Below are 25,691 nucleotides of genomic sequence, written 5' to 3' on the forward strand. Positions count from 1 at the left end.
GGCGGGTGCCGCATTCTCTGGATCCTCTGGAACACAACGAAGGAGCGCCACCATGGCCGCCACTCAGGAAGAGATCGTCGCCGGTCTCGCGGAGATCGTGAACGAGATCGCCGGCATCCCGGTCGAGGACGTCCAGCTGGACAAGTCCTTCACCGACGACCTGGACGTCGACTCGCTGTCCATGGTCGAGGTCGTCGTCGCCGCCGAGGAGCGCTTCGACGTCAAGATCCCCGACGAGGACGTCAAGAACCTCAAGACCGTCGGCGACGCGGCCGACTACATCCTCAAGCACCAGGCCTGAGCCCGCCCGGGCCGGTGTCCCGGCCCCGCCACCCGGCGGTGGCGCCGCTGATCCTCGTCGACGTTGGAGAGAGAATTCCCGTGAGCCCGACCAATCGCACCGTGGTCGTCACCGGTATCGGCGCAACCACACCGCTGGGTGGCGACGCGGCCTCGACCTGGGGGGGTCTGGTCGCCGGTCGTTCCGGCGCCAAGCCCCTGGAGCAGGAGTGGGCCGCCGAGCAGGCGGTCCGCATCGCGGCCCCGGTCGCCGTGGAGCCGACCGAGGTCATCCCGCGTCCCCAGGCCCGCCGTCTGGACCGCTCGGCGCAGTTCGCGCTGATCGCGGCCAAGGAGGCCTGGGCCGACGCCGGCTTCGAGGCGAAGGCCGGCGAGGGCGCCGGCGTCGACCCCGACCGGCTCGGCACGGTCATCGCCTCCGGCATCGGCGGCGTGACGACCCTGCTGGACCAGTACGACGTGCTGAAGGAGAAGGGCGTCCGGCGCGTCTCCCCGCACACCGTTCCCATGCTGATGCCCAACAGCCCGTCGGCCAACGTGGGGTTGGCCGTGGGCGCCCGGGCGGGCGTGCACACGCCGGTCTCCGCCTGCGCGTCGGGCGCCGAGGCCATCGGCTACGCCGTCGAGATGATCCGCACCGGCCGTGCCGACATCGTCGTCGCCGGCGGCACGGAGGCGGCGATCCACCCGCTGCCCATCGCCGCGTTCGGCAACATGATGGCGATGTCCAAGAACAACGACGACCCGCAGGGCGCCTCCCGCCCCTTCGACGTCGCCCGTGACGGCTTCGTCCTCGGCGAGGGCGCCGGCGTGCTCGTCCTGGAGTCCGCCGAGCACGCGGCCAGGCGCGGCGCCCGCGTCTACGCGGAGGTGGTCGGCCAGGGCATCTCCGCCGACAGCCACGACATCGTGCAGCCGGAGCCGGAGGGCCGCGGCATCGCGCACGCCCTGCAGAACCTGCTGGACCGCACCGGCCTGGACCCGAAGGAGATCGTGCACGTCAACGCGCACGCCACCTCGACGCCGGCCGGTGACGTCGCCGAGCTGAAGGCGCTGCGCAAGGTGTTCGGCGACGACACCGACCACTTCGCGGTCTCCGCGACCAAGTCGATGACCGGTCACCTGCTCGGTGGCGCGGGCGGCGTGGAGTCCGTCGCGGCCGTGCTCGCCCTGTACCACCGGGTGGCCCCGCCGACCATCAACATCGAGAACCTGGACCCCGAGGCCGAGGCCAACGCCGACATCGTCCGCGGCGAGGCGCGCAAGCTGCCCGCCGAGGGCCGCATCGCCGCGCTGAACGACTCGTTCGGCTTCGGCGGGCACAACGTGGTGCTGGCGTTCCGCACCGTCTGAGCGACGGTCCGGCAGCTCCCGCAGGCAGCCGGGAAGGGCCCCACCGTCCGGTGGGGCCCTTCTCGCGTGCCCGGCGGGGCCGGGGTCACACCACCTGGTGGAGCCAGCGCACCGGTGCGCCCTCGCCCGCGTACCGGAAGGGCTCCAGTTCGTCGTCCCACGGCTTGCCGAGCAGCTTGGCGAGCTCGGCCTCCAGGTCGGTCTCGCCGCGCTGGGAGCGGACCAGGGCGGCGCGCAGCCGGTCCTCCGGGATCAGGATGTCGCCGTGGATGCCGGTGACGGCGTGGAAGATACCGAGATCGGGCGTGCAGCTGTAACGTTCGCCCTCGGCGGCGGCGCTGGGCTCGGCGGTCACCTCGAAGCGCAGCAGGTGCCAGCCGCGCAGCGCGGACGCCAGCTTGGAGGCGGTGCCGGCCTGGCCCTGCCAGGAGAACTCCGAGCGCCAGGTGCCGGGGGCGGCGGGCTGCCGGATCCAGTCCAGGCTGACGCGGGTGCCGAGCACACCGGCGACGGCCCACTCGACGTGCGGGCAGAGCGCGCGCGGCGCGGAGTGCACGTACAGAACTCCACGTGTCGTCACCGGAACCTCCGGGCAGAGCGGGACATCTCGGAACGGGCGGAACGGCCGTGACCGGGCGGGTCACGTTGAGGGCGAGGCTACCGTGCGGCGAGGCGCGGAGTGTGACGTACCGTCGGTCCCGGTACCGGGAATCACCGGCCATTCACCCGGCAGGACGCTTGTACGGGTGCGAGTCGCCGTATCGCCGTCCCGGGAACCCTGACGTGCTGTCATGGGTTGTAACCGGCGGGGGGAAGGACGGCCGAGGGGCCGAGGACACGGACCCGGAAGGGGTCAGGGAATGCGGAGCCGACGCCGTCGTACGCGGGCCGTCCTCGCCGTGCTCGCCGCCGCCGTCGTGGGCGTCGCGGGCTGTGACGCGGCCGGCGGGGACTCCTCCGCCCCCGAGGCGCGGCGGACGCGGCCGGCCCCGGTCTGGGACCCGAGCCCCGGTTCGGTCGCCGCCGTGGGCGACTCCATCACCCGCGGCTTCAACGCCTGCTCGGTCCTGTCGGACTGCCCGGAGGTGTCGTGGGCGACGGGGAGCAGCCCGGAGGTGGACAGTCTCGCCGTGCGGCTGCTGGGGAGGAAGGCGGCGGAGCGGAGCTGGAACCACGCGCTCACCGGGGCGCGGATGGCGGACCTGCCCGGGCAGATGGCCCGGGCGGCGGCGCACCGGCCGGAGCTGGTGGCGGTGATGGCGGGGGCGAACGACGCCTGCCGGGCCTCGGTGGCGGCGATGACCCCGGTGGCGGACTTCCGGGCCGGCTTCGAGGAGGCGATGCGCACCCTGCGCAGGACTCTGCCCAGGACCCAGGTGTACGTGGCGAGCATCCCCGACCTGAAGCGGCTGTGGTCGCAGGGGCGCGCCGACCCGCTGGGCAGGCAGGTGTGGAAGCTGGGCATCTGCCCGTCGATGCTGGCGGACGCGGACGCCCTGGACGCGGCGGCCGTACGGCGCCGGGACGCGGTGGAGCGGCGGGTGGCGCAGTACAACGCGGTCCTGCGCGAGGTCTGCGCGCGAGACCGCCGGTGCCGCAGCGACGGCGGCGCGGTGCACGCGTTCCGCTTCGGCGCGGAGCAGCTGAGCCGGTGGGACTGGTTCCACCCGAGCGTGGACGGGCAGGCGCGGCTGGCGGAGATCGCTTACCGGACGGTCACGGCCGGGGACGGGTGACTTAGAGTTCCGCGCATGAACGAACGTTTCGGCGCACTTCCCGACGGCACGCCCGTCCACCGCTGGACCCTGGAACGGGCGGGCGTGCGGGTCCGCGTCCTGTCCTACGGCGGCATCGTGCAGTCCGCCGAGGTTCCCGGCCGGGACGGACGCCGTGCCGACGTGGTGCTGGGCTTCGCGGACCTGGACGGCTACCTGACGCACCCGGAACCGTACCTGGGCGCCCTCGTCGGGCGGTACGCCAACCGGATCGCGGGCGGCCGGTTCACGCTGGAGGGGCGGACGCACACGCTCGCGCGGAACAACGGGCCGAACTGCCTGCACGGCGGCGCGCACGGCTTCGACAAGCGGGTGTGGGACGTCTCCCCCGTCGACCACGGGGTCCGCCTGTCCCGGGTCAGCCCGGACGGCGAGGAGGGCTTCCCCGGGCGCCTGGAGGTCTCGGCGACGTACACGCTCGACGCGTCCGGAGCGCTGCGGATCGCCTACGAGGCGGTCACCGACGCGCCGACCGTGGTGAACCTGACCAACCACAGCTACTTCGACCTCGGCGGCACGGGCGGCACGGGCGGCACGGACGGCCACGAACTGCGGCTGGCGGCCTCCCGGTACACGCCGGTCGACGCGGACCTGATCCCGGCGGGGGCGCCGCGGGACGTCACCGGGACCCGGTTCGACTTCCGGCGGGCGCGCCCGGCCGGGAGGGGTTACGACCACAACTTCGTACTGGACAAGGGCGTGACGGCCACGCCCGTGGAGGTCGCCGAGCTGTACCACCCGGCGTCCGGGCGGGTGCTGACGGTGGCGACCACCGAACCCGGCCTCCAGCTCTACACGGCGGACCACCTGGGCGAGCCCTTCGCGCCCGGCGCCGGCATCGCGCTGGAGACGCAGCACTTCCCCGACTCTCCGAACCGCCCGGAGTTCCCGAGCACGGTGCTGCGGCCGGGCGAGGTGTACCGGTCCGAGACGGTGTACGGCTTCGGCACGCGCTGAGCCTCTCCCCGGCGCCCGCCGCACCGCGGCGCCGGGCACCGGGACGAACGCCGTGAGCCCCGGCCCGGCCGTCAGGTCCCGGGCCGGGGCTGCCGGTGGGGGTGGAGGGATCACCTGATCAGACGTTAGCCGTCGCGGCGGGTCCGCGGTCCGGGATCGCGCGACCCGCCCGGGGTCCGTACGAACCCTTCACACACCGTCACGAACCGGTCGCTCCGCCTCCCGCCCGGGAACACGAGGAACGCGCACCGGTTTCCCCGTGCGCCGCGCACCATGGCGCGCACCCCTTCCGCCACGGGATACTGCCGCGGTCCGGCTGCACCCCACGGCGACGGAAGGAACCTGAGCCCCCGTGAGATCCACACCCGCGCGCATCGGCATCGCCGGCCTGGTCCTGGCGGCGGGGCTCTCCGCCCCGGCGACGACGGCCGCGGCGGCCCCGGCCTCCCCGCCGGCCGCGGTCGCCCCCTCCCCCACCGTCGAGGAGCGGCGGCTCGACCGGGCCGTGCCGCAGGAGATCCTGCGGCGCTCCGGGTTCGCCTCCCTGACCGCGGACTTCGCCCGCGCGCTGGGCCGGGCGCGCTCCTGCGCCGAGGCCCGCCGGACCGTCGTCCGCGAGGGCTCGGCGCTGTGGCGGCGGGCCGTGGACCGGGCGCAGGACCGGGGCCCGGCGGGCGGGGACCTCAGCCGGGACGACGACCGGCCGCTGTACTGGGCGCGGCTCGCCATGGCCCGGGAGATACGGACCTGGGAGCCGGACTTCGGGCTCGACGGCGAGCAACGGACCCGGCTCCTGGACGAACTGGAACGCACCTCGCGCGGCCAGGCCGACCTGCGCCACTTCCGCGGCGGGGGTCTCAAGCGGGTCCTGGTCACCGGCTTCGACCCGTTCACCCTGGACCGGGACATCCGCACCTCCAACCCCTCCGGTGCCGCCGCGCTCGCCCTCGACGGCACGGTGATCGAGACGGCGGACGGTCCGGCACGGGTGGAGACGGCCGTGTTCCCGGTGCGCTGGCGGGACTTCGGGGAGGGGACGGTGGAGCGGGCGCTGCGGCCGTACCTGCCGCGGGCCGACCTGTTCGCGACCGTGAGCCAGGGCCGTGCCGGGCGGTTCGACATCGAGCGGACGAACGGGGCCTGGCGGGGCGGTTTCCCGGACAACGAGAACGTCTCCCGCACGGAGACCGTCCCGGTCGCCGACCCGGCCTCGCAGCCGCAGTGGACGACGACCACCCTGCCGTTCCGGGAGATCACGGCCGCGGCGACCGGGCGCTTCCCCGTGTACGACAACACGAGCGTGACCGAGATCCCGGCGGGGGGCACCGAGCCCGTCGTCCGGCCGGACGGGCCGACCCCCGGCTCGACGGCCCGGGCCGGGGGCGGCGGGGACTACCTCTCCAACGAGATCGCCTACCGGGCGACGCTGCTGCGGGACCGGCTGGGGCTGCGCGGGAGGCTGCCGGGCGGGCACGTGCACACGCCGGTGCTGCGGTTCGGCGCCGGGAACACCACCGAGGTCACCGACCCGCAGTTCGTGCGCGACCGGCTGGACATCGTCGCGCAGGTGCGCGCGATCGTGGCCGTGGCGCTCGGTGCGGCGGAGCGGACGCGGGGCTGACGCCGGGGGCCGCCGGGCGGTGACGGCGGGCATCACCGCCGCGTTCGCGCACGGCCGCCCGCCCGCCCGGTCACCCGGTCATCGCCGGAGGCTGCGCCCCTCCGCTCCCTCCGCTCCGTCCGCGTGGGCGGGGTCCTCGTCCCGGTCGTGGTTCTCCTCGCCGCGCAGCTCGCGGGCGAGGAGGGTGGCGCCCGCGACCGCGCCCGGCATCAGGAACACCGCGACGAACGGGACGAGGAAGGCCAGGCCCAGAGGGGTGCCGAAGCCCCAGACGAGCGTCTTGCGGGAGCGGAGCAGGGCGAGCCGGTCGCGCAGGACGACGCCGCGGCGCTGGAGGGCGACGGAGGTGAGCTCCTCGGTGAGGAAGAAGCCGGTGACGAAGAAACCGACCACCGGTACGACGGTCTGGCCCGCCACCGGGACGAAGCCGAGGGCGAAGAGCAGCACGCCCCACACCGCGGCCCGGACCACGATCCGCAGGCTGTCCCGGGCCGAGATCCACAGCTCGCGCCAGAGCGGCAGCCCCGACTCGGGGGCGGTGCCGTCCGGGGAGACGTCCCGGTCGACCTGCTCGGAGAGGCTCTCGTAGAAGGGCTGGCCGACCAGCAGGGTGACCGCCGTGAAGGTGAGCACGGCCAGCAGCAGCGCGAGCGCGAACAGCACGGCGGTGAGGAAGCCGCGGAACAGTCCGGACCAGGGGCTCGCCCAGTCGTCGGCGAAGGGCGTCGCCCAGGCCACGGCGTCCTCGCCCCACAGCGCCAGCGCGACCAGCGCCGCCGCGTACAGCACCAGGGTGATCAGGCCCGGGAGCAGTCCGAAGCCGTAGCTCTTGCCGTGCCGGGCCACCCAGCGCTGGCCCTCCAGGAGGTACCGGAACCCCGCCCCAAGATCGCGCATGGGCGCACTCTACCGGGCGGGACGACGGCCGCGGCCCCCCGTCCTCCGCACCGGCCCGATCGGGCAGCCGAACGGATGCCGCTCGTCGTACGATCTGCCGCAGTCCCCCGGGGAACGGCTGAGGAGAGCGGATGACGCAGGAGATCCACGGCACCGTCGCCGACGGCTTCGAGGAGGTCCGGGAGGAGTTCGCCGCGTTCGTGGCGGGCGAACGCCCGGACTACGAGGGCCAGTTGTGCGCCTATGTGCACGGCCGCAAGGTCGTCGACCTGTGGGCGGGCCCGGAGGTCACCGCCGGGTCCCTGTACGGCGTCTTCTCCTCCACCAAGGGCGCCGCCTACCTGGTCGTGGCGCTGCTCGTGCAGGACGGCGTGCTGGACCCGGACCGCAGGGTGGCGGAGTACTGGCCGGAGTTCGGGGCCGAGGGCAAGGGCGAGCTGACCCTGCGGGACCTGCTCGCGCACCGGTCGGGTCTGATCGGGCTGGACGCCGGGTTCACCGAGGAGGAGCTGGCCGACGACCGGGTGATCGCCGAACGGCTGGTGGGCCAGCGGCCGTTCTGGCGGCCGGGCGCCGCCTTCGGCTACCACGCCCTGACCGCCGGCGCGCTCAGCGGGGAGGTCGTGCGGCGGGCCACCGGCCGCACGCTGCAGGAGCTGTACGAGGAGCGGGTGCGCGCCCCCTACGGGCTGGACTTCCACCTGGGGCTGCCGGAGTCCGAGGAGCCCCGCTTCCGGCCGGTGCAGCCGATGGCGCCGACGCCCGAGCAGCAGGCGGTGCTGGACGGGACGCCGGCGGGACCGCACACGCTCGCCTCGATCGCGTTCAACACCCATGTGCCGTGGGCGGGCGAGCTGGTGGACCACGCCAACTCGCGCCTGGTGCGCGCCAAGGGCCCGGCGTCCGCGGGCGGTGTCGCCTCGGCGCGCGGGCTCGCCGGGATGTACGCGGCGGCGATCAGCGAGGTGGACGGCCGGCCGCCGCTGCTGAAGCCCGACACCCTCGCCCTGGCCGGGCAGCTCCACTCCGTCGGCCACGACCTGGTGGCCCGCGTCCACCGGGCGTTCGGGTTCGGGTTCCAGGCGACGGGACAGGTCTGGTACCCGTTCCTGGGCGCCGGCGCCTTCGGGCACAGCGGAGCCGGGGGCTCGCAGGCGTTCGCCGATCCGCGCAGCGGCCTCGCGTACGGCTACACGCGGCGCCGGTGCGCGTTCCCGGGCGGGGCGGCGCCGGAGAACGAGGCGTTCGTGCGGGCGGTGCACCGGGCCGCCCTGTGAGGTCCGCGGGACGGGTGAGGGCCGCACCCCGCGTCCGGGGGGTGCGGCCCTCACCGCGGCCGGCGGCCGCGCTCAGGCGAGCGTCACGGTGATGTCGCCGCGGGTGGCCCTGGAGTACGGGCACACCTGATGGGCCTTCTCGACGAGCTCCTCGGCGGCCCGGGCGTCCACGCCCGGGATGTGCGCGGAGATCTCGACGAGGAGGCCGAACCCGTCGTCGTTCCTGCCGATCCCGACCTTGGCGGTGACGGTGGAGCCGGAGACGTCGACGCCCTCCCGGCGGGCGACCACGCCGAGCGCGCCCCGGAAGCAGGCGCTGTACCCGGCGGCGAACAGCTGCTCCGGGTTGGTGCCGGCGCCGCTGCCGCCCATCTCCTCGGGCGGGCTGACGACGACGTCGAGCTTGCCGTCGTCGGTGGCCACCCGGCCGTCACGGCCGCCCCGGGCGGTGGCGACGGCGGTGTACAGGACGTCGGACTGCTGAATCGGCATGCGGTTGTCTTCCTCCTCGGTCCGCCGCGACTCGCGCCCACGATCGCGACAGATTCTGGAAAGAAGTTACCGCGTGCCGGAAATTGGGTGAAGGGCGCCGGGGCGGGTGACCGTCCGCGCGCGGCCGTCAGAGCTTGACGACCATCTTCCCGATGTTGTCGCCGCGCAGGACGCCGAGGAACGCCTCCAGATTGTTCTCGATGCCCTCGACGACGGTCTCGCGGTACTTCAGGCGGCCGTCGCGGACCCACGCACCGACCTCCTGCACGAACTGCGGCTGGAGGTCGTAGTGGTCGCCGACGAGGAAGCCCTCGATCCGGCCCCGGGTCTGGATGAGCCGGGCGAGGTTCCTCGGGCCCGGCGCGGGCTCGGTGTTGTTGTAGACGGAGATCATGCCGCAGATCGCGATGCGCCCGCCCTCGTTCAGCGACCCGATGGCGGCCTCCAGGTGGTCGCCGCCCACGTTGTCGAAGTAGACGTCGACGCCGTCCGGGGCCGCGGCCCGCAGCTGCTCGCCCACCGGCCCGTCCTTGTAGTTGAAGGCGGCGTCGAACCCGTACTCCTCGACGAGCAGCTCGACCTTCTCCGCCGATCCGGCGGACCCGATGACCCGCGAGGCGCCCTTCAGCTTGGCGATCTGCCCGGCCTGGCTGCCCACGGCCCCGGCGGCGCCGGAGACGAACACGACGTCGCCCTCCTTGAAGGCGGCGGTCCGCAGCAGGCCCGCGTAGGCGGTCAGCCCGGTCATGCCGAGCACGCCGAGGTAGGTCGACAGCGGCGCGGCTTCGGGGTCCACCTTCACGGCGTGCTCGGCGTCCACGGCGGCGTACTCGCGCCAGCCGAGGAAGTGCAGGACGTGGTCGCCGACGTCGATCCCCTCGGCGTTCGAGGCGACGACCTCGCCGACCGCGCCGCCCTGCATGACCTTGCCCAGCTCGAAGGGGGCGACGTAGGACTTGGCCGCGCTCATGCGGCCGCGCATGTACGGGTCGACGGACAGGTACACGTTGCGCACCAGCACCTGCCCCTCGCCCGGCTCCGGCATCTCCGCCTCGACCAGGGCGAAGTCCTCGGGCTTGGGCCAGCCCACCGGCCGGCTCAGCAGGTGCCACTCACGGTTGACGGCGGGGAGGGAGGGGGAGTCGGTCATGGGGGAAGCGCCTTTCCTCTCGGGGCTGCGGCATTTACTTCAGTACCTGAAACAACCATGCTCCTGAACATTTCAGGTTGTCAAACAACTGGGTACCCTGGATCCATGGTCACCTCACACCCGGCCCCCCGCCCCGACGCCCTGACCCTGGAGGTCGTGGAGCTCATAGGCGAGGCCGTGGCCCGTTTCCACGCCGACTACGAGGAGGCCGCCGCGCAGCACTCGCTCACGGGCGCCCAGGCCCGGCTGCTGAGCCTGCTGTCCCTGGAGCCGCTGCCGATGCGCAGGCTCGCCCGGCGGCTGCGCTGCGAGCCGTCGAACGTGACCGGGATCGTGGACCGGCTGGAGGCGCGGGGGCTGGTGGAACGGCGGCCGGACCCCGCCGACCGGCGGGTGAAGGTGGCGGCGGCGACGGCCGAGGGGCGCCGGGTGGCGCGCGGCCTGCGCGATTCCCTGCGGTTCGCGCGGGAGCCGCTGGCGGGGCTGTCGGAGCCGGAGCGGCTGGCGCTGCGGGACGCGCTGCGGCGCATGCTGGCGGAGTAGGCGGGGGCAGGCGACGGCGGACGGAGACGCGGGGTCCGGCGGATTACGCGCACCACCACAGGAAGCGGTCGCAGGTCTCGGTCGGTTCCGGGGCCGGGGGCGGGGAGGGGGCCGCACTCGTCGGCTGCGCGGCGGGCGCCGACGACCACGTCGCGTCCGGCACCGGGAGAAGACCGTCCTGACGCGCCGGGGACGGGGCCGTGGAGGCGGGCCGGGAGGCCGTGCCGGCCGTATCGCCCGCCACCGCCGGCGACGCCTCGCCCGCCGGCGAAGCGGAGGCCGACTCCGACGCGGAGGCCGGCTGCGACGGCGCGGCGGACGGGGAGACTCCCGGCGCCGCGGACTCCGTCCCGCCGGGCAGCGGCGCGCCGACACGGGGAATCACCGACTGCCCGACCTCCGCCGGCGCCACCTTCTCCAGCTCCAGGACGTCGTCCCCGACGATCGCGGGCCGCGACGGCCCGACCCGCTCCTCCGCGCCCAGCGCGGCGATGCTCAGCCCGCCGACCGCCAGCGCGAAGCCCGCCGCGACGAACAGGGCCAGGTGCCTGCGGCGGCGGTGCGCCGCACCCCCGCGGCCCCGGCGGCCGGCTCCGGCGAGGCCCGGCGGAGCGGCGTGATCCCCCCGCTCGCCCACGTCACCGTACGACTCGGCCCACTCGGTCCACTCGGCCCACTCGACTCCCGCCACCGCCGTGCCCGCACGCTCCGCACTTCCGTGCGGATGCGCGGCCGGTTCCCCGGCGTACGTGGGGAGCCGGTCGGCGAAGGTGCCGCACCCCGGGCAGATGAGGGCGCCGTTGAGGTGCCGACGGCACGGCTGGCAGTAGTCCATGACGGGGGAAGACTAAATTCCGCACCGGTCGTGTTCCTAGACCGGGCTGTGAAGGTCGTGTGGGAAACCGTTATGCGCACGACCCATTGACACTTCCGCCGGAGCCTCCTTACTGTCACGCCAGCATTTCGAACGAGTGCCGAAATATCGAACACAGCGAGGGGCAACTGCCGTGCGCATCACCGGAATCAGCACGCACGTGGTCGGAACGCCGTGGCGCAACCTGACCTACGTCCAGGTGCACACCGACGAGGGGATCACGGGGGTCGGCGAGACCCGGATGCTGGGGCACACCGACGCCCTGCTCGGCTACCTCAAGGAGGCCGAGGTCAACCACATCCTCGGCTCCGACCCGTTCGCTGTCGAGGACCTCACCCGCCGGATGAAGTACGGCGACTACGGCCGCGCCGGCGAGATCGTGATGTCCGGCATCGCCGTCGTCGAGATGGCCTGCTGGGACATCAAGGGCAAGGCCCTCGGCGTCCCCGTCTGGCAGCTGCTGGGCGGCAAGGTCACCGACAAGGTCAAGGCGTACGCCAACGGGTGGTACACGACCGAGCGGACCCCGGAGGCGTACCACAAGGCCGCCCGGGGGGTCATGGAGCGCGGTTACAAGGCGCTCAAGATCGACCCCTTCGGCACCGGCCACTTCGAGCTCGACCACGAGCAGACCCTGTACGCCGTCTCCCTCATCGAGGCGGTCCGGGACGCCATCGGCCCGGACGCGGAGCTGATGCTGGAGATGCACGGCCGCTTCTCCCCCGCCACGGCGGTGCGCCTGGCCAAGGAGATGGCGCCGTTCAAGCCGGCCTGGCTGGAGGAGCCGGTCCCGCCGGAGAACCTCAAGGCGCTGAGGAAGGTCGCCGAGAAGGTGGACATGCCGGTCGCCACCGGCGAGCGCATCCACGACCGCATCGAGTTCCGCGAGCTGTTCGACGACCAGTCCGTGGACATCATCCAGCCGGACGTCGGCCACATCGGCGGCATCTGGGAGACGCGGAAGCTGGCCGCCACCGCCGAGACCCACTACATGATGATCGCCCCGCACAACGTGGGCGGCTCCGTCCTGACCGCCGCGAGCCTCCAGGTCGGTTTCACCTCCCCGAACTTCAAGATCCTGGAGCACTTCAACGACTTCGCGGACGCGGAGATCAAGAAGGTCGTCAAGGGCGCCCCCCAGGTGATCGACGGGTACTTCCACCTCTCCGACGCGCCCGGCCTCGGTGTCGAGCTGGACGTGGACGCCGCCGCCGAGTTCCCGCAGCAGCGGGCCCACTTCGACCTGTGGGCCGAGGGCTGGGAGAAGCGGAACCCGAAGGAAGCCCGGTGAGCCTCGCCGTCGTCGTCGACGCCCCGGGCGCCTTCCACCTGGCCGAGCACACGCCCCGCGATCCCGGCCCCGGCGAGGCCCTGGTCCGCGTGCACGCCGTCGGCATCTGCGGCAGCGACCGCGAGGTCTACCAGGGCAACCGGCCCGAGGGGTACGTCCGTTACCCGCTCACGCCCGGCCACGAGTGGTCCGGGACCGTGGAGCGGGTCGGCACGGGCGTCCCCGGGTCCCTGGCCGGCCGCAAGGTCGTCGGCGAGGGGTTCCGCAACTGCCAGGTCTGCGACCGCTGCCACGCGGGCGAGACGACCCTGTGCACGGCCGGGTACGAGGAGACCGGCTTCACCCGGCCGGGCGCCATGGCCCCCACCCTCACCCTCCCGGCACGCCTGCTGCACCCCCTGCCGGACGGCGCCGACCTCACCGCCGCCGCCCTGCTGGAGCCGGCCGCCTGCATCGCCGCCGCCGCGCTCAAGGCGAACGCGCGGCCGGGCGAGAGGGTCGCCGTCGTCGGCACCGGCACGCTCGGCATGTTCGCCGTGCAGTTCCTCAAGGCCGCCTCCCCGGCGGAGCTGCTGGTGGTCGGGAGCCGTCCCGACCGGGAGGCGCTGTCCCGGCGGTTCGGCGCGACCGACTTCCGCACCAAGGACCGGGAGCTGCCCGCCGACTTCGACGTCGTCATCGAGACGGCCGGATCGGCCGACGCGGCCCGCACCTCCGCGGGGCTGCTGCGGCGCGGCGGGCGCCTGGTCCTGACGGGCATCCCGGCGCCGGGCGCCGACGGCCTGGACCCGACCGACCTGGTGGTGCGGCAGCTGGAGGTGCACACCGTCTTCGGGGCGCCGCCGGACGCCTGGGCGCACACGGTGCGGGTCTTCGGCGCCGGGCTGCTCGACCCGCTGCCGCTGGTGACGCACGAGCTGCAACTCGCCGAGTTCTCCCGCGCCCTGGAGCTGGTGGGGTCCGGCGATCCGAAGGTGGGCAAGGTCCTGCTCCACCCGTGATCGCTGCGTGATCGCTCCGCCCGCAGTCGTACGCCGGTACGGGGTGACCTGACGGCCGCCGTACCGGCGTACCCCATCTCCCCCCACACGCCTTGAGCCGCGAACTTCGTCCGACACACCGAACATTAAGGACAGCTTGTGACCGACGCTTCCGCCACGGCAGCCCGCAAGCCGGGCGAGCCCGCGCTCGCCGCCCTGGGCCTGGCCGCGCCCGCCCCCGACCCCGCCGACGCCTCGCCGCACTCCTTCCCCGGCGGGGGCCGCTGGCGTACCGAGGTCCCCTCCTGCGAAGGGCCCGAGGCGCTGGCGGTGGTCCTGAAGGAGTCCTCGCGGCTGGACGTGCCGATCCACCGCATCAGCCAGGGCAGCGGCGTGTGGATGCTCACCGACGCCGAGATCACGGAAATGGTCGAGGCCACCGCCGAACGGGACATCGAGCTGTGCCTGTTCACCGGCCCGCGCGGCACCTGGGACATCGGCGGCTCCACCCGGACCGACTCCGGCGGGGCGGGCCTGCGGGCACGCGGCCACGACGCCGTCGCCGGGTGCGTCGAGGACGCCGTCCGGGCGACCGAGCTGGGGGTCAAGTGCCTGCTCGTGGCCGACGAGGGCGTGCTGTGGACGCTGCACCGGGCGCGGGCCGCCGGCATCATCCCCGCCGACACCACCCTGAAGGTCTCGGCGCTGGTCGGACCGGTCAACCCGGCGTCGTTCGCGGTGTACGAGCGGCTCGGCGCGGACTCCGTCAACGTGCCCAGCGACCTGACGCTGGACCACCTCACCGAGATCCGCCGGGTGTCGGCCGCCCCGATGGACATGTACATCGAGGCTCCGGACGACCTCGGCGGCTACGTGCGCATGTACGAGGTGGCCGAGCTGATCCGGCGCGGCGCCCCGCTCTACCTGAAGTTCGGCCTCGCCAAGGCGCCCGGCATCTACCCGTACGGGCACCACATGCGCGAGCTGACGCTGGCCACCGCGAAGGAGCGGGTGCGGCGCGGCCGGCTCGCGCTCGACCTGCTGGCGCGGCACGGGGCGGACGGCGACATGGCCCCGCTGGGCTCACGACTGCCCGGCACGCTCAACCGGTTCGAGATCGCTTCATAACGCGGACCGCTTCATAACGTTACGGAATTTCTCTTCACAGAAGAAGACACAGCCGCGCACAATCCCACACACCTGCTCTCGGTCGTTCCCCGCACCCTTCCCGCACCACCCCTGCCGGAGCGTCCTGCGAGCCGCCAGGCCCGAGCCCTGCACACACATCAAGGATGATGACCATGCGCAACCGCAGAGCCGCACTCGCCGCGATAGCCGCCTGCGCCTCCCTCGCCCTGACCCTGACCGCCTGCGGCCAGAACAGCGAGGGCGGCAGCAAGGAGGGTGCGGGGGACACCGAGGGCGCCACCATCGGCATCGCGATGCCGACCAAATCCTCCGAGCGCTGGATCGCCGACGGCAACAACGTCAAGAAGAACCTGGAGTCCAAGGGGTACAAGACCAGGCTGGTCTACGGCGAGGACGACCCCGACCAGCAGGTCTCCCAGATCGAGAACCTGATCACGCAGGGCGTCAAGGGGCTGATCGTCGCCGCGATCGACAACAAGTCCCTCGCCAACGTGCTCCGGCAGGCCAAGGAGGCGGACATCCCGGTCGTCTCCTACGACCGCCTGATCCTCGGCTCGCCCGACGTCGACTACTACGCCTCCTTCGACAACGAGAAGGTCGGCGAGCTCCAGGGCACCTACATCCTCGACAAGCTCGGCCTGAAGGACGGCGGCGAGAAGGGCCCCTTCAACATCGAGCTGTTCGCCGGCTCCAACGACGACAACAACACCAAGTACTTCTTCCAGGGCGCGATGAACGTCCTGAAGCCGTACATCGACAAGAAGCAGCTCGTGGTCAAGTCGGGCCAGACCCAGCTCAACCAGGTCACCACCCTGCGCTGGGACGGCGGCACCGCGCAGAAGCGCATGGACGACCTGCTGACGTCGGCCTACCGCAGCGACCGGGTCGACGCGGTGCTCTCGCCCTACGACGGCATCTCCATCGGCATCCTGTCGGCGCTGAAGTCGGACGGCTACGGCACCAAGGCCAAGCCGCTACCGGTGGTCACCGGCCAGGACGCCGAGGTCGCCTCGGTGAAGTCGATCGTCGCGGGCGAGCAGACGCAGACCGTCTACAAGGACACCCGCAAGCTCGCCGAGGTCGCCGCGAACATGGTCGACGCGGTGCTGAAGGGCAAGAAGCCCGAGGTCAACGACACCAAGACGTACGACAACGGCTCCAAGGTCGTCCCGTCCTACCTGCTCGACCCGGTCAGCGTCGACAAGACCAACTACCGGAAGGTGCTGGTCGACAGCGGCTATTACACCGAGTCGGACCTCAAGTAATCGACGGCACCCAAGGATTGGAAGGCACCACCATGGCGGGACCCGTCCTGGAGATGCGCTCGATCGTCAAGACCTTTCCCGGTGTCAAAGCGCTGTCGGACGTCACCCTGACCGTCCGCCGGGGCGAGGTCCACGCCATCTGCGGGGAGAACGGCGCCGGAAAGTCGACCCTGATGAAGGTGCTCTCCGGCGTCCATCCGCACGGAACCTACGAGGGGGAGATCCTCTTCGAGGGCCGGCCCTGCCGGTTCAAGGACATCCGGGCGAGCGAACAGCGCGGCATCGTGATCATCCACCAGGAGCTGGCGCTGGTGCCGTACCTGTCGATCGCGGAGAACATCTTCCTCGGCAACGAGCACGCCGCGCGCGGCTTCATCGACTGGAACGACACGCTCAGGCACGCCTCCGAGCTGCTGCGCCGGGTCGGCCTGGACGAGCACCCCGAGACCCGCGTCGCCGACATCGGCGTGGGCAAGCAGCAGTTGGTGGAGATCGCCAAGGCGTTGTCGAAGGAGGTGAAGCTGCTCATCCTCGACGAGCCGACGGCGGCGCTCAACGACGAGGACAGCGGCAAACTCCTCGACCTGATCCTCCAGTTGAAGGACCAGGGCATCACCTCCATCATCATCAGCCACAAGCTGAACGAGATCCGCAAGGTCGCCGACTCGGTGACGATCATCCGTGACGGGCGCACCATCGAGACCCTCGACGTGAAGGCCCCGGAGACGACGGAGGACCGGATCATCTCCGGGATGGTCGGCCGCGACCTGGAGCACCGCTTCCCGGAGCGCACCCCGCACCAGCCGGAGGAGGGCGCGGCGCCGGCGCTGGAGATCCGCGGCTGGACCGTGCACCACCCCATCGACCAGCAGCGCAAGGTGGTCGACGACGTGTCGCTGACCGTGCGGCGCGGGGAGATCGTCGGCATCGCCGGCCTGATGGGCGCCGGCCGCACGGAACTGGCGATGAGCGTCTTCGGGCGCTCCTACGGCCGGTACTCGGGCGGCACGGTCCTCAAGAACGGCCGGGAGATCCGTACGCGGACCGTGCCCGAGGCGGTCCGCAACGGCATCGCGTACGTCACCGAGGACCGCAAGCACTACGGCCTGAACCTCATCGACACCATCAACCGGAACATCTCGCTGACCGCGCTGCGGAAGGTCGCCCGGCGGGGTGTGGTCGACGAACACGAGGAGCGGCAGGTCGCCGAGGGCTTCCGGAAGTCCATGAACATCAAGGCGCCGACCGTGTTCGAGCCGGTGGGCAAGTTGTCCGGCGGCAACCAGCAGAAGGTCGTGCTCAGCAAGTGGATCTTCGCCGGTCCCGACGTGCTGATCCTGGACGAGCCCACGCGCGGCATCGACGTGGGCGCCAAGTACGAGATCTACACGGTCATCGACCAGCTGGCCGCCCAGGGCAAGGCGGTCGTCTTCATCTCCTCCGAGCTGCCGGAGCTGCTCGGCATGTGCGACCGCATCTACACGATGGCCGCGGGGCGGCTGACGGGCGAGTTCTCTCGGGCCGAGGCCTCGCAGGAAGCGCTGATGCGTCAGATGACGAAGGACAAAGAGGTAACCCGATGAGCACGGATGTCACCGCCAAGAGCCCGGCGCCCGCGCCGCCCGGCAGGAGCGGACCGGCCGGTGGCCGGGGCCTGCTGGAGCTGATGCTCGACGGCCTGCGGCGCAACATGCGGCAGTACGGCATGCTGATCGCCCTCGGCCTGATCGTGGCGCTGTTCACGGTGTGGACCGACGGCGACCTGCTGCTGCCGCGCAACGTCTCCAACCTGGTCCTGCAGAACAGCTACATCCTGATCCTCGCGATCGGCATGATGCTGGTGATCATCGCGGGCCACATCGACCTGTCGGTGGGGTCGCTGACGGCGTTCGTGGGCGCGGTGGCCGCGGTGCTGATGGTGGAGCAGGACATCGCCTGGCCGGTGGCGCTGGTGCTGTGCCTGGCGATCGGCGCGGCGGCGGGTGCCGTGCAGGGCTTCTTCATCGCGTATCTGGGCATCCCGTCGTTCATCGTGACCCTGGCGGGCATGCTGCTCTTCCGCGGTCTGACGGAGATCTTCCTGGAGGGCCAGACCATCGGCCCGTTCCCGTCGGGGCTGCAGAAGGTCGCCAACGGCTTCCTGCCCGAGGTCGGCCCGGAGACGAACTACCACAACCTGACGCTGCTGCTGGGCCTGGCGGTGATCGCGTTCGTGGTCTTCCAGGAGCTGCGCGACCGCAAGCGGCAGCAGGAGTTCGCGCTGGAGGTGCTGCCCGCCAGGCTGTTCCTGCTGAAGCTGGTCGCGCTGGTCGCCGCCGTCCTGGTGGTGACGCTGCTGCTGGCCAGCTACAAGGGCGCCCCGATCGTGCTGCTCGTCCTCGGCGCGCTGGTCGTCGGCTTCGGTTACGTGATGCGCAACGCGGTCGTCGGCCGCCACATCTACGCCATCGGCGGCAACCTGCCCGCGGCGAAGCTGTCGGGCGTGAAGGACAAGAAGGTCACCTTCCTGGTCTTCCTGAACATGGGCATGCTCGCGGCCCTGGCGGGTCTGGTCTTCGCCGCCCGGTTCAACGCGGCCTCGCCCAAGGCCGGCCTCAACTTCGAACTGGAGGCCATCGCCGCCTCGTTCATCGGCGGCGCGTCGATGAGCGGCGGTGTCGGCACGGTCCTCGGCGCGATCATCGGCGGCCTGGTGCTGGGCGTTCTGAACAACGGCATGAACCTCGTCGGCATCGGCACCGACTGGCAGCAGGTCATCAAGGGCCTGGTGCTGCTGGCGGCGGTCGGGTTCGACGTGTGGAACAAGCGCAGGGTCGGTTCGTAAGCCATCCGGGCCCCGCCGGACGGCGGGGCCCTTCCTTTCGCAGGAGCCGCACATGGAACTGAGCAGACGCACGGTCATCGCGGGCGCCGCCGCGGCGGGCCTCGCCGCCGCCACCACGGCCGGGCCCGCACACGCCACGGGAGGCAGGAAGCCGGTGAAGGAGCTTTTCGGGAAGCTCGCCGACGGGACGAAGGTCCACCGCTGGTCGCTGGAGAACGGCGGCACGCGGATGAAGGTCCTCTCCTACGGCGGCGTCGTGCAGTCCCTGGAGATCCCCGACCGGCGCGGCCGGTACGCGAACGTCTCCGCGGGCTTCGCCGACCTCGACGACTACGTGGCCCGCAGCCCGCACTTCGGCGCCCTGATCGGCCGGTACGGCAACCGCATCGCCAAGGGCCGCTTCACCCTGGACGGCACGACATACCAGCTCTCCGTGAACGACGGCGAGAACTCCCTGCACGGTGGCGCCCTCGGCTTCGACTACCGGGTGTGGGACGTCGAGCCCTTCACCGAGGGTTCCGACGTCGGCCTCCGCCTGCGCTACACCAGCGCCGACGGTGAGATGGGCTACCCGGGCACGCTGAAGGCGAAGGTCACCTACACCCTCACCCGCTCCGGCGACTGGCGCATCGACTACGAGGCCACCACCGACAAGGCCACCGTCGTCAACCTCACCAGCCACGTCTACTGGAACCTGGCCGGCGAGGGCAGCGGCACCGTCGAGGACCACGAGCTGTCCATCGCCGCGTCCCGCTACACGCCCACCGACGCGGGCCTGATCCCCACCGGCGAGCTGGCGAAGGTCGCGGGCACCCCGTTCGACTTCCGCCGCGCCAAGCCGGTCGGCCGGGACATCCGCGCAGGGCACCCGCAGCTGGTCCTGGCCAAGGGATTCGACCACAACTGGGTGCTGGACAAGGGCGTCACCGACCGTCCCGAGCACATCGCCACCCTGCGCGACCCGTCCTCGGGCCGCACCCTGAGGATCGCCACCGACCAGCCGGGCCTGCAGTTCTACTCCGGCAACTTCCTCGACGGCACCCTGACCGGCCCCGGTGGCTCCGTCTACCGGCAGGGCGACGCTCTGTGCCTGGAGACCCAGCACTTCCCGGACTCACCGAACCAGCCGTCGTTCCCGTCGACCGTGCTGCGGCCGGGGCAGACCTACCGGACGACGACGATCCACTCGTTCGGCGCCTGAGGCCCGCGCACGGCGCGGGGAAGCGGCACGGCCCGCGCGGGGAGCGCGGGCCGTGCCGCCCGGCGCGCCGGTGGACGCTCGCTTCCCCTCCCGGGCACCAGGCGATCCCGACGTCGCGAGCCGCGGCGACTACGCGGCCCGGCCCGCACCGGGCGGGGGTGACGGCGACCGCGCCCTGCCGCCCTGAACGATCGATATGCACATTTAATCTTCCGTTATCCGGCCGTGCGGTCCACGTCACGGCCCTTACCGGTCCCAAATGGTTTGATGCGCAACCGACTTGTTCTCGCATTGTGAAGAGGGAGCAACGGCCGTGTTCTCGTTATCCGCACATCAGACCCCAGCGGACATGGGCGCGCGTTCCGTCGAAGTCTTCGCCCAGCAGATCTTCGGGTACCTGCCGCGCGCTGATCAACGCCGATGGGCCGGCACCTATCTGAAGGGACTGCTGCTCACCGACGGCAAGAAGTCGGTGCGCCGACTGGCCGGGGCCGTGTCCGACTCGCCGACCGTCTGGTACTCGCTGCAGCAGTTCATCAACAGCAGCCCCTGGGACTGGGAGCCGGGCCGCGACGCGCTCGTGCGATGGATCGGACAGCGCTCGTCGATCCGGGCGTGGACCGTCACCCCGGTGATCCTGCCCAAGCGCGGGGACCAGTCGGTGGGCGTGCACCAGCGCTTCGACCCCTTGTCCGGACGCACCGTCAACTGCCAGATGACGACGGTCCTCTTCCTGTCGTGCCCGGGAGCCAACTTCCCCGTCGACTGGCGGTTGTTCCTGCCCCGGCAGTGGACCGACGACCCCGGACTGCGCCGCCGGGCACGCATCCCCGAGACCGAGGGCTTCCGTCCGCAGTGGCGCCACACCCTGGACCTCGTCGCCGACCGGGCCGGCCGCACCGGCTCACCGCGGGTGCCGGTGGTGGCCGACATGACCGAGGCGCCCGACGTGACGGAGCTGACCGAACTGCTCGACGCCACCGGCTGGGACTTCGTGGTCGCCGTTCACCCGCGTGCTCTGTCCGCGGGCGCGGGACGGGTCGGCGAGGGGCGCCCGGCCGGGCATCCGCGCGGGGCGCTGCGGGGGCGTCCCCGGCGCGGGCCGGGGGGCGCGGCGGGCGGCGTGGCGGACGCGGGCATGCCGCGGATGTGGAACCGTCACGCCGCTGCCGTCACCGGCTCCGACGGCCGCTTCCGGCAGACCCAGGTGCTGTCCGCACTGGTCTGGCGGCCCGTGCGGGAGGGACCGGGAGCCGTCGGTGAGCGGCGGGCCTACCGGCTGTTCAGCGAGCTCGGCCCGGACGGGGAGCCGGACTCCCGGCTCTGGCTCACCAACCTCGTGCACCATCGCCTGGACGAACTCCTGGAGCTGGCCCGCTGCTACGTCAGCTCCCTCGACACGACCGAGTGCATGGACGGCCGGTACGAGCTGCTGGACTTCACCGGGCGCTCCTTCCCCGCCTGGCACCACCACATGACCATGGTGTCCGCCGCCTACGCCCATCTGCGGCTGATCGGCTCCACCCGTCCGGCCGCGCTGGTGCCCACCGGGCGCCGTCCCGCCTGAGCCGGGGCCGCCCTCGCCGGACCGTCTCGTCCTTGCCCGACCGCCCGCACCGGGCTGCCCGCACCAGGTCACCCGGCCGGGCGGGCGGTCCCGGCCGGGCGGGCGGTCCCGGCCGCAGGCGCGCGCCGTCAGCGCCGCGCGCCTGCGGCCGGGGAGACGTCCTCGTCCGTCGAGCCCTCGGAGGCGGCCACGCTGCCCAGCAGGCGGAGCGCCGCCTCGGAGGGCGAGCCGGGCTCGGCGGTGTAAGCGATCAGCCGCTGTCCGGACGTACCGGGGATGACGAGGTTCTCGAAGCTGAGGTCCATCGCGCCGACGAGCGGATGGTGCAGCCGCTTCACGCCCGAGGTGCAGGTGCGCACCGGGTGCCGTGCCCAGCGGGAGGCGAACTCGTCGCACTGGACGGTGAGCTGGCCGACGAGCTCGGCCAGCCGGCGGTCGTCGGGGTGGCGGCCGGCCACCAGGCGCAGGGAGGCGACGGCGAGCTGCGCCTCCTCGTTCCAGTCGGTGTACAGCTCGCGGTACCGCTCGTCCAGGAAGAGCATCCGCGTCAGGTTGGGGCGGTCGCCCGGGGTGTCGGGGCTGTCGGACGGCAGGTGCCCGGCGAGCAGGGCGTGGCCCAGCACGTTCCAGGCGAGGACGTCGTTGCGGCGGTCCAGGACGAGCGCCGGCACGTCCGTCATCGCGGCCAGCAGCTGGCGTGCGGAGGAACTGGCGTGTTCCACCCGCGGCGGTGCCGGGCGGGACGCGGTGGAGGGCCGGGCCAGGTCCTTCAGGTGCGCGGTCTCGTCCTCGGTGAGCCGCAGGGTGCGGGCGATCGCCTCCAGCACGGTGTCCGAAGCGCTCGTGGCCCGGCCCTGTTCGAGCCGGGTGTAGTGGGTGATGCTGACGCCGGCGAGCATGGCCAGCTCCTCCCTGCGCAGCCCGGTGACGCGGCGGCGGGTCGGATGCGGCGTGATGCCGACGTCCTCGGGCCGGAGTGCGGCACGGCGGGACTTGAGGAAGTCTCCCAGCTCGGACGGAGCGTCCATCGATGCCTCCCGTGTCGTACGTGCCCGGCCGCACGGCCGCCGGGCGACGGTGCTTGCGGTGGTGAGCGGCTCTTCGTCCATGATGCCCGCAGGTCACGGCAGTCGGGAGCGGCAAGGGTGGTCATGGGATGACCACCCTTGCGCTGACTGTGCGGGACAGGGTTCTGGCTGGTCTCCCCGACGCGGACGAGTCTCTTTCCCGAGCGGCGCGCAAGGCGCCCGCGCTCGAGAGAAAGGGATACCGACCTCATGTCCATCACCGACGCGGAAACCGCCGGTACTGCCGGTGCGGCCGCCGGTACGGCCGGTACTGCCGGTGCCCCCGGTGCGGCCGCCGGCACGGCCCCGGCCGTCCTCACCCCCCGGCTGCGGCTGGTGCTGGTGCTGCTGCTCGCGGCCCAGTTCATGCTGGCCGTGGACTTCTCCATCCTGAACGTCGCCCTGCCGGTGATCGGCGAGGGCCTCGGCTTCTCCCTGGCGCACCTGCAGTGGATCGGGACCGCGTTCGCCCTGTGCGCGGCCGGCTTCACCCTGCTGTTCGGACGTGTCGCCGACCTGTTCGGACGTCGGCGGCTGTTCCTCGGCGGCCTCGCGGTACTGGGCGTGGCCTCGCTGGTGGGCGGCCTGGCGCAGAGCCCCGAGGTGCTGATCGCGGCGCGGGTCTTCCAGGGCCTGGCCACCGCGGCGGTGACCCCGGCCGGCCTGTCCCTGCTGACCACGTCGTTCCCCGAGGGACCGCTGCGCGAGAAGGCCCTCGGTCTGAACGGCGCGCTGATGTCCGCCGGGTTCACCGCCGGCGCCATCCTCGGCGGTCTGCTGACCGACCTGCTGTCGTGGCGATGGGCGTTCTTCATCAACGTGCCCGTCGCCCTCGCCGTTCTCCTCGCCGCGCCGACCGTCATCAAGGAGTCCCGTCCCGACGAGCGCCCGAAGCTGGACGTGCCCGGCGCCGTCAGCGTCACGCTCGGTCTGCTCTCCGTCGTCCTCGGCCTCACGCAGGCCGGCGAACACGGCTGGGGCTCGTCCTCGGCGCTGCTGCCCCTGGCCGCCGGTGCCGTGCTGCTCCTGGTCTTCTACGCCGTCGAGCGCAAGGTGGCGGTGCCCCTGGTGCCGCTCGGCGTGCTCGGCAAGCGGTCGGTGGCCTGGGGCAACCTCGCCGGTCTGATCGCCTTCCTCACCGAGACCTCCCTGGTCTTCCTGCTCACCCTCTACCTCCAGGAGGTCCTGGGCTTCTCGCCGCTGGCCGCGGGCCTGTCCTTCGGCGTGCTGGGCATCGGCACGGTCGTCGGCGGCTCCATCGCCCCGAAGGTCATCGGGAAGATCGGCAGCAAGAGCACGCTGATCGCCGGCGGACTGCTGCAGACGGTGTTCACGGCGGCCCTGCTCGGCCTCGGCGACGACCGCGGGTGGATGTGGCTGCTGCTGGTCGCCACCTTCGCCGGCGGCGTCGGCAACATGCTCGTCATCGTCGGCTTCATGGTCACCGCCACCGCCGGGCTGGCCGACCACGAACAGGGCCTGGCCACCGGGCTCGCCACCATGACGCAGCAGATCGGCATCACCATGGGCACGCCGATCATGAGCGCCATCGCCACCGCCGCGATGGCCGGCACCGGTGCCTCGGCCATCCTCGGCGGCCTGAAGGTGGCGATCGCGGTGAACGCCGCCATCGTGCTCCTGGGCGTGCTCACCAGCGCCGTCTTCCTGCGCGGCGCGGCCTCCCGTGCGCGGTAACGCCCGGCGGTACGCGCCGCACGACGACCGTCCGGGCCGCCGCGAGGCCGTCGCGGCCCGCCCGGACGGCCGTCGGCCCGGCGGGCCCGGCTGGGAGGCGCTGTGGCTCGACGCCGGCACGCACCGCGTCCCGGTCCGGGTCTACCGCCCCGGCGCGGACGCCTTCGGCTGGCTCGTCTGGGCGCACGGCGGCAGCTGGCAGGCGGGCTCCCTGGAGCACTGGCACCAGCCGGTCGCGGACCTGGCGCGGGTGTCGGGGTGCACCGTGGTCAGCACCGGCTACCGCCTCGCCCCCCGCTACCGGCACCCGGCCCAGCTCGACGACCTGCTCACCGCACTCGCCTGGGCCGAGGAGCAGGCGGACGGCGAACCGCTGGCGGTCGGCGGGGACAGCGCGGGCGGGACGCTGGCCGCCTGCGCGGCCCTGGCCCGGCGCGACCGGAACGAGCCGCTGGCCGCGCAAGTGCTGGCCTACCCGCCGCTGGACCCCGGCTGCACCGCCCCCGCCTACACGCGCGACCCGGGCGCTTTCCCGGCCGCGGACGACCTGCGGCGGGCGTGGCGGATGTACCGCGGCGGCGCGGGTACGGCCGTACGTGGCGGCGTACCGCTGTACAGCACCCCCCTGGAGGCCGACCGGCTCGCCGGGCTGGCACCGGCCGTGCTCGCCGTCGGGGACCTCGACCCGGTCCGCGACGACGTGACGGAGTACGCCCGGCGGCTGCGCGAGGCGGGCACCTCCGTGCGGCTGCGGGTCTTCCCGCACACCCCGCACGCGGTCTTCCTCGCCGGTGACGGCCCCGGCCGGGGGGACCCACGTCTGCGGCGCTGGCTCGGCACGGCCCTGCGCCGGCACCTCACGTCACCGAAGGAGACGACATGACCACCGCACACACCGAGACCGAGCTGCCCCATCTCGCCGCACTGGCCCGGCACTTCGCGGACCTGCGGGACGGCACCCACGGCGAGGGCGGCGACACGGTCACGCGCCGGGGCAAGGAACGGCACTTCGAGCACGCCGTGGAACTGCTCCACCCCTACGCCGTCCAGGTCCTCCAGGAGTTCGACGCCGCCCTGCTGCTGAACACCGGCGAGGTGACGGCGAGCGGCGTGCGGCGCACCGCGGACGGAGGGCTCGGGGCCGAGTGGACACTGTCCTGGCCCGAGCAGCGGGAGGCCGGGATCGCCCCCATCACGCTGCTCGCCTTCTACGGCCGGGGCTTCCACCACCCGCACCTGCGGGGCGCGACCGTCCACGACTGGCCGCTGAACGTGTTCACCCCCGAGCAGGCCGCGGCCGAGGTGCCCACGCTGCGGGCCATCGCCACCGGCGATCTGCACAACCTCGTCTTCCAGCGCGACTACCGGATCGTGCCCGCCGTCGTGCGGGCGGGACAGTGAGAGGAGGGGCGC

Annotated in this window: 24 protein-coding genes; 18 read left to right on the forward strand and 6 right to left on the reverse strand. The window is 72.7% G+C overall.

Annotation, left to right across the window (positions count from 1 at the left end; all coding sequences use genetic code 11):
* Positions 1 to 52: 52 nt before the first annotated feature.
* Together ACSU6Z_RS08345 and ACSU6Z_RS08350 are read left to right on the forward strand one after the other, a co-directional pair.
* Positions 53 to 301 (forward strand): acyl carrier protein, encoded by a 249-nt coding sequence (locus ACSU6Z_RS08345; RefSeq protein WP_356397816.1) that lies wholly within the window; start codon positions 53 to 55, stop codon positions 299 to 301.
* A gap of 80 nt (positions 302 to 381) precedes the next feature.
* The gene (locus ACSU6Z_RS08350; RefSeq protein ID WP_437044308.1) at positions 382 to 1,653 is read left to right on the forward strand and encodes a beta-ketoacyl-[acyl-carrier-protein] synthase family protein; all 1,272 of its coding nucleotides are present in this window, start codon (positions 382 to 384) and stop codon (positions 1,651 to 1,653) included.
* An 85-nt stretch (positions 1,654 to 1,738) separates the two neighbouring features.
* On the opposite strand, the gene ACSU6Z_RS08355 is transcribed toward ACSU6Z_RS08350, so the two are convergent.
* Positions 1,739 to 2,233, reverse strand: coding sequence for a DUF3145 domain-containing protein (locus ACSU6Z_RS08355; protein ID WP_358779450.1), 495 nt, complete (start codon positions 2,231 to 2,233; stop codon positions 1,739 to 1,741).
* 280 nt (positions 2,234 to 2,513) lie between these two features.
* Between ACSU6Z_RS08355 and ACSU6Z_RS08360 the strand changes: the two genes are divergently transcribed.
* The 3 genes from ACSU6Z_RS08360 to ACSU6Z_RS08370 all read left to right on the forward strand — a co-directional run bounded on the left by ACSU6Z_RS08360 (position 2,514) and on the right by ACSU6Z_RS08370 (position 6,006).
* Positions 2,514 to 3,389, forward strand: coding sequence for an SGNH/GDSL hydrolase family protein (locus ACSU6Z_RS08360; protein WP_437044309.1), 876 nt, complete (start codon positions 2,514 to 2,516; stop codon positions 3,387 to 3,389).
* 15 nt (positions 3,390 to 3,404) lie between these two features.
* Complete coding sequence (locus tag ACSU6Z_RS08365) at positions 3,405 to 4,385, forward strand: aldose epimerase family protein (protein WP_437044310.1); 981 nt, start codon at positions 3,405 to 3,407, stop codon at positions 4,383 to 4,385.
* A gap of 352 nt (positions 4,386 to 4,737) precedes the next feature.
* Entirely contained in the window at positions 4,738 to 6,006 is a 1,269-nt protein-coding gene (locus tag ACSU6Z_RS08370; RefSeq protein WP_437044311.1) for a pyroglutamyl peptidase, read from the forward strand.
* Positions 6,007 to 6,084: 78 nt separating this feature from the next.
* Here the strand turns inward: ACSU6Z_RS08370 and ACSU6Z_RS08375 are convergent, their stop codons facing one another.
* Positions 6,085 to 6,903, reverse strand: coding sequence for an EI24 domain-containing protein (locus ACSU6Z_RS08375; RefSeq protein WP_437044312.1), 819 nt, complete (start codon positions 6,901 to 6,903; stop codon positions 6,085 to 6,087).
* A 131-nt stretch (positions 6,904 to 7,034) separates the two neighbouring features.
* On the opposite strand from ACSU6Z_RS08375, the gene ACSU6Z_RS08380 reads away from it, so the two are divergent.
* Complete coding sequence (locus ACSU6Z_RS08380; RefSeq protein ID WP_437044314.1) at positions 7,035 to 8,180, forward strand: serine hydrolase domain-containing protein; 1,146 nt, start codon at positions 7,035 to 7,037, stop codon at positions 8,178 to 8,180.
* Positions 8,181 to 8,252: 72 nt separating this feature from the next.
* Here ACSU6Z_RS08380 and ACSU6Z_RS08385 read toward each other — a convergent pair whose 3' ends face one another.
* Complete coding sequence (locus ACSU6Z_RS08385; protein ID WP_437044315.1) at positions 8,253 to 8,672, reverse strand: organic hydroperoxide resistance protein; 420 nt, start codon at positions 8,670 to 8,672, stop codon at positions 8,253 to 8,255.
* Positions 8,673 to 8,799: 127 nt separating this feature from the next.
* A complete protein-coding gene (locus ACSU6Z_RS08390) occupies positions 8,800 to 9,822 on the reverse strand; it encodes an NADP-dependent oxidoreductase (RefSeq protein WP_437044316.1) in 1,023 nt (340 codons plus the stop codon).
* A gap of 105 nt (positions 9,823 to 9,927) precedes the next feature.
* On the opposite strand from ACSU6Z_RS08390, the gene ACSU6Z_RS08395 reads away from it, so the two are divergent.
* Positions 9,928 to 10,365, forward strand: coding sequence for a MarR family winged helix-turn-helix transcriptional regulator (locus ACSU6Z_RS08395; RefSeq protein WP_437044317.1), 438 nt, complete (start codon positions 9,928 to 9,930; stop codon positions 10,363 to 10,365).
* A gap of 43 nt (positions 10,366 to 10,408) precedes the next feature.
* Here ACSU6Z_RS08395 and ACSU6Z_RS08400 read toward each other — a convergent pair whose 3' ends face one another.
* The gene (locus ACSU6Z_RS08400; protein ID WP_437044318.1) at positions 10,409 to 11,200 is read right to left on the reverse strand and encodes an SCO2400 family protein; all 792 of its coding nucleotides are present in this window, start codon (positions 11,198 to 11,200) and stop codon (positions 10,409 to 10,411) included.
* Positions 11,201 to 11,372: 172 nt separating this feature from the next.
* Between ACSU6Z_RS08400 and ACSU6Z_RS08405 the strand changes: the two genes are divergently transcribed.
* The 8 genes from ACSU6Z_RS08405 to ACSU6Z_RS08440 all read left to right on the forward strand — a co-directional run bounded on the left by ACSU6Z_RS08405 (position 11,373) and on the right by ACSU6Z_RS08440 (position 21,516).
* Positions 11,373 to 12,530 (forward strand): mandelate racemase/muconate lactonizing enzyme family protein, encoded by a 1,158-nt coding sequence (locus tag ACSU6Z_RS08405; protein ID WP_437044319.1) that lies wholly within the window; start codon positions 11,373 to 11,375, stop codon positions 12,528 to 12,530.
* Complete coding sequence (locus ACSU6Z_RS08410; protein WP_437044321.1) at positions 12,527 to 13,531, forward strand: zinc-dependent alcohol dehydrogenase; 1,005 nt, start codon at positions 12,527 to 12,529, stop codon at positions 13,529 to 13,531. Before ACSU6Z_RS08405 ends, ACSU6Z_RS08410 begins: the two co-directional genes overlap by 4 nt.
* Before the next feature lie 138 nt (positions 13,532 to 13,669).
* On the forward strand, positions 13,670 to 14,638 hold the full coding sequence (locus tag ACSU6Z_RS08415; RefSeq protein WP_437019896.1) for a hypothetical protein: 969 nt from the start codon (positions 13,670 to 13,672) through the stop codon (positions 14,636 to 14,638).
* 173 nt (positions 14,639 to 14,811) lie between these two features.
* Entirely contained in the window at positions 14,812 to 15,924 is a 1,113-nt protein-coding gene (chvE, locus tag ACSU6Z_RS08420; protein ID WP_437044322.1) for a multiple monosaccharide ABC transporter substrate-binding protein, read from the forward strand.
* Between the two features lie 32 nt (positions 15,925 to 15,956).
* The gene (mmsA, locus tag ACSU6Z_RS08425) at positions 15,957 to 17,507 is read left to right on the forward strand and encodes a multiple monosaccharide ABC transporter ATP-binding protein (RefSeq protein WP_437044323.1); all 1,551 of its coding nucleotides are present in this window, start codon (positions 15,957 to 15,959) and stop codon (positions 17,505 to 17,507) included.
* Positions 17,504 to 18,748 (forward strand): multiple monosaccharide ABC transporter permease, encoded by a 1,245-nt coding sequence (gene mmsB, locus ACSU6Z_RS08430; protein ID WP_437044324.1) that lies wholly within the window; start codon positions 17,504 to 17,506, stop codon positions 18,746 to 18,748. Before mmsA ends, mmsB begins: the two co-directional genes overlap by 4 nt.
* A gap of 52 nt (positions 18,749 to 18,800) precedes the next feature.
* Complete coding sequence (locus tag ACSU6Z_RS08435) at positions 18,801 to 19,949, forward strand: aldose epimerase family protein (RefSeq protein WP_437044325.1); 1,149 nt, start codon at positions 18,801 to 18,803, stop codon at positions 19,947 to 19,949.
* 349 nt (positions 19,950 to 20,298) lie between these two features.
* Complete coding sequence (locus ACSU6Z_RS08440) at positions 20,299 to 21,516, forward strand: IS701 family transposase (protein WP_437044326.1); 1,218 nt, start codon at positions 20,299 to 20,301, stop codon at positions 21,514 to 21,516.
* Positions 21,517 to 21,644: 128 nt separating this feature from the next.
* On the opposite strand, the gene ACSU6Z_RS08445 is transcribed toward ACSU6Z_RS08440, so the two are convergent.
* Complete coding sequence (locus ACSU6Z_RS08445) at positions 21,645 to 22,544, reverse strand: helix-turn-helix transcriptional regulator (protein WP_437044327.1); 900 nt, start codon at positions 22,542 to 22,544, stop codon at positions 21,645 to 21,647.
* Between the two features lie 249 nt (positions 22,545 to 22,793).
* On the opposite strand from ACSU6Z_RS08445, the gene ACSU6Z_RS08450 reads away from it, so the two are divergent.
* Genes ACSU6Z_RS08450 through ACSU6Z_RS08460 form a run of 3 tightly spaced genes read left to right on the forward strand, consistent with a single transcriptional unit; the run spans position 22,794 to position 25,679 of the window.
* Entirely contained in the window at positions 22,794 to 24,278 is a 1,485-nt protein-coding gene (locus ACSU6Z_RS08450) for an MFS transporter (RefSeq protein ID WP_437044328.1), read from the forward strand.
* Positions 24,268 to 25,161, forward strand: a complete 894-nt coding sequence (locus ACSU6Z_RS08455) for an alpha/beta hydrolase fold domain-containing protein (protein ID WP_437044329.1) — start codon at positions 24,268 to 24,270, stop codon at positions 25,159 to 25,161. The genes ACSU6Z_RS08450 and ACSU6Z_RS08455 overlap by 11 nt, the downstream gene beginning before the upstream one ends.
* A complete protein-coding gene (locus ACSU6Z_RS08460; protein WP_437044330.1) occupies positions 25,158 to 25,679 on the forward strand; it encodes a hypothetical protein in 522 nt (173 codons plus the stop codon). The genes ACSU6Z_RS08455 and ACSU6Z_RS08460 overlap by 4 nt, the downstream gene beginning before the upstream one ends.
* Positions 25,680 to 25,691: the final 12 nt, after the last annotated feature.

This window comes from Streptomyces sp. enrichment culture (assembly GCF_964273145.1).
In the GTDB taxonomy this organism is placed as follows: Bacteria; Actinomycetota; Actinomycetes; order Streptomycetales; family Streptomycetaceae; genus Streptomyces.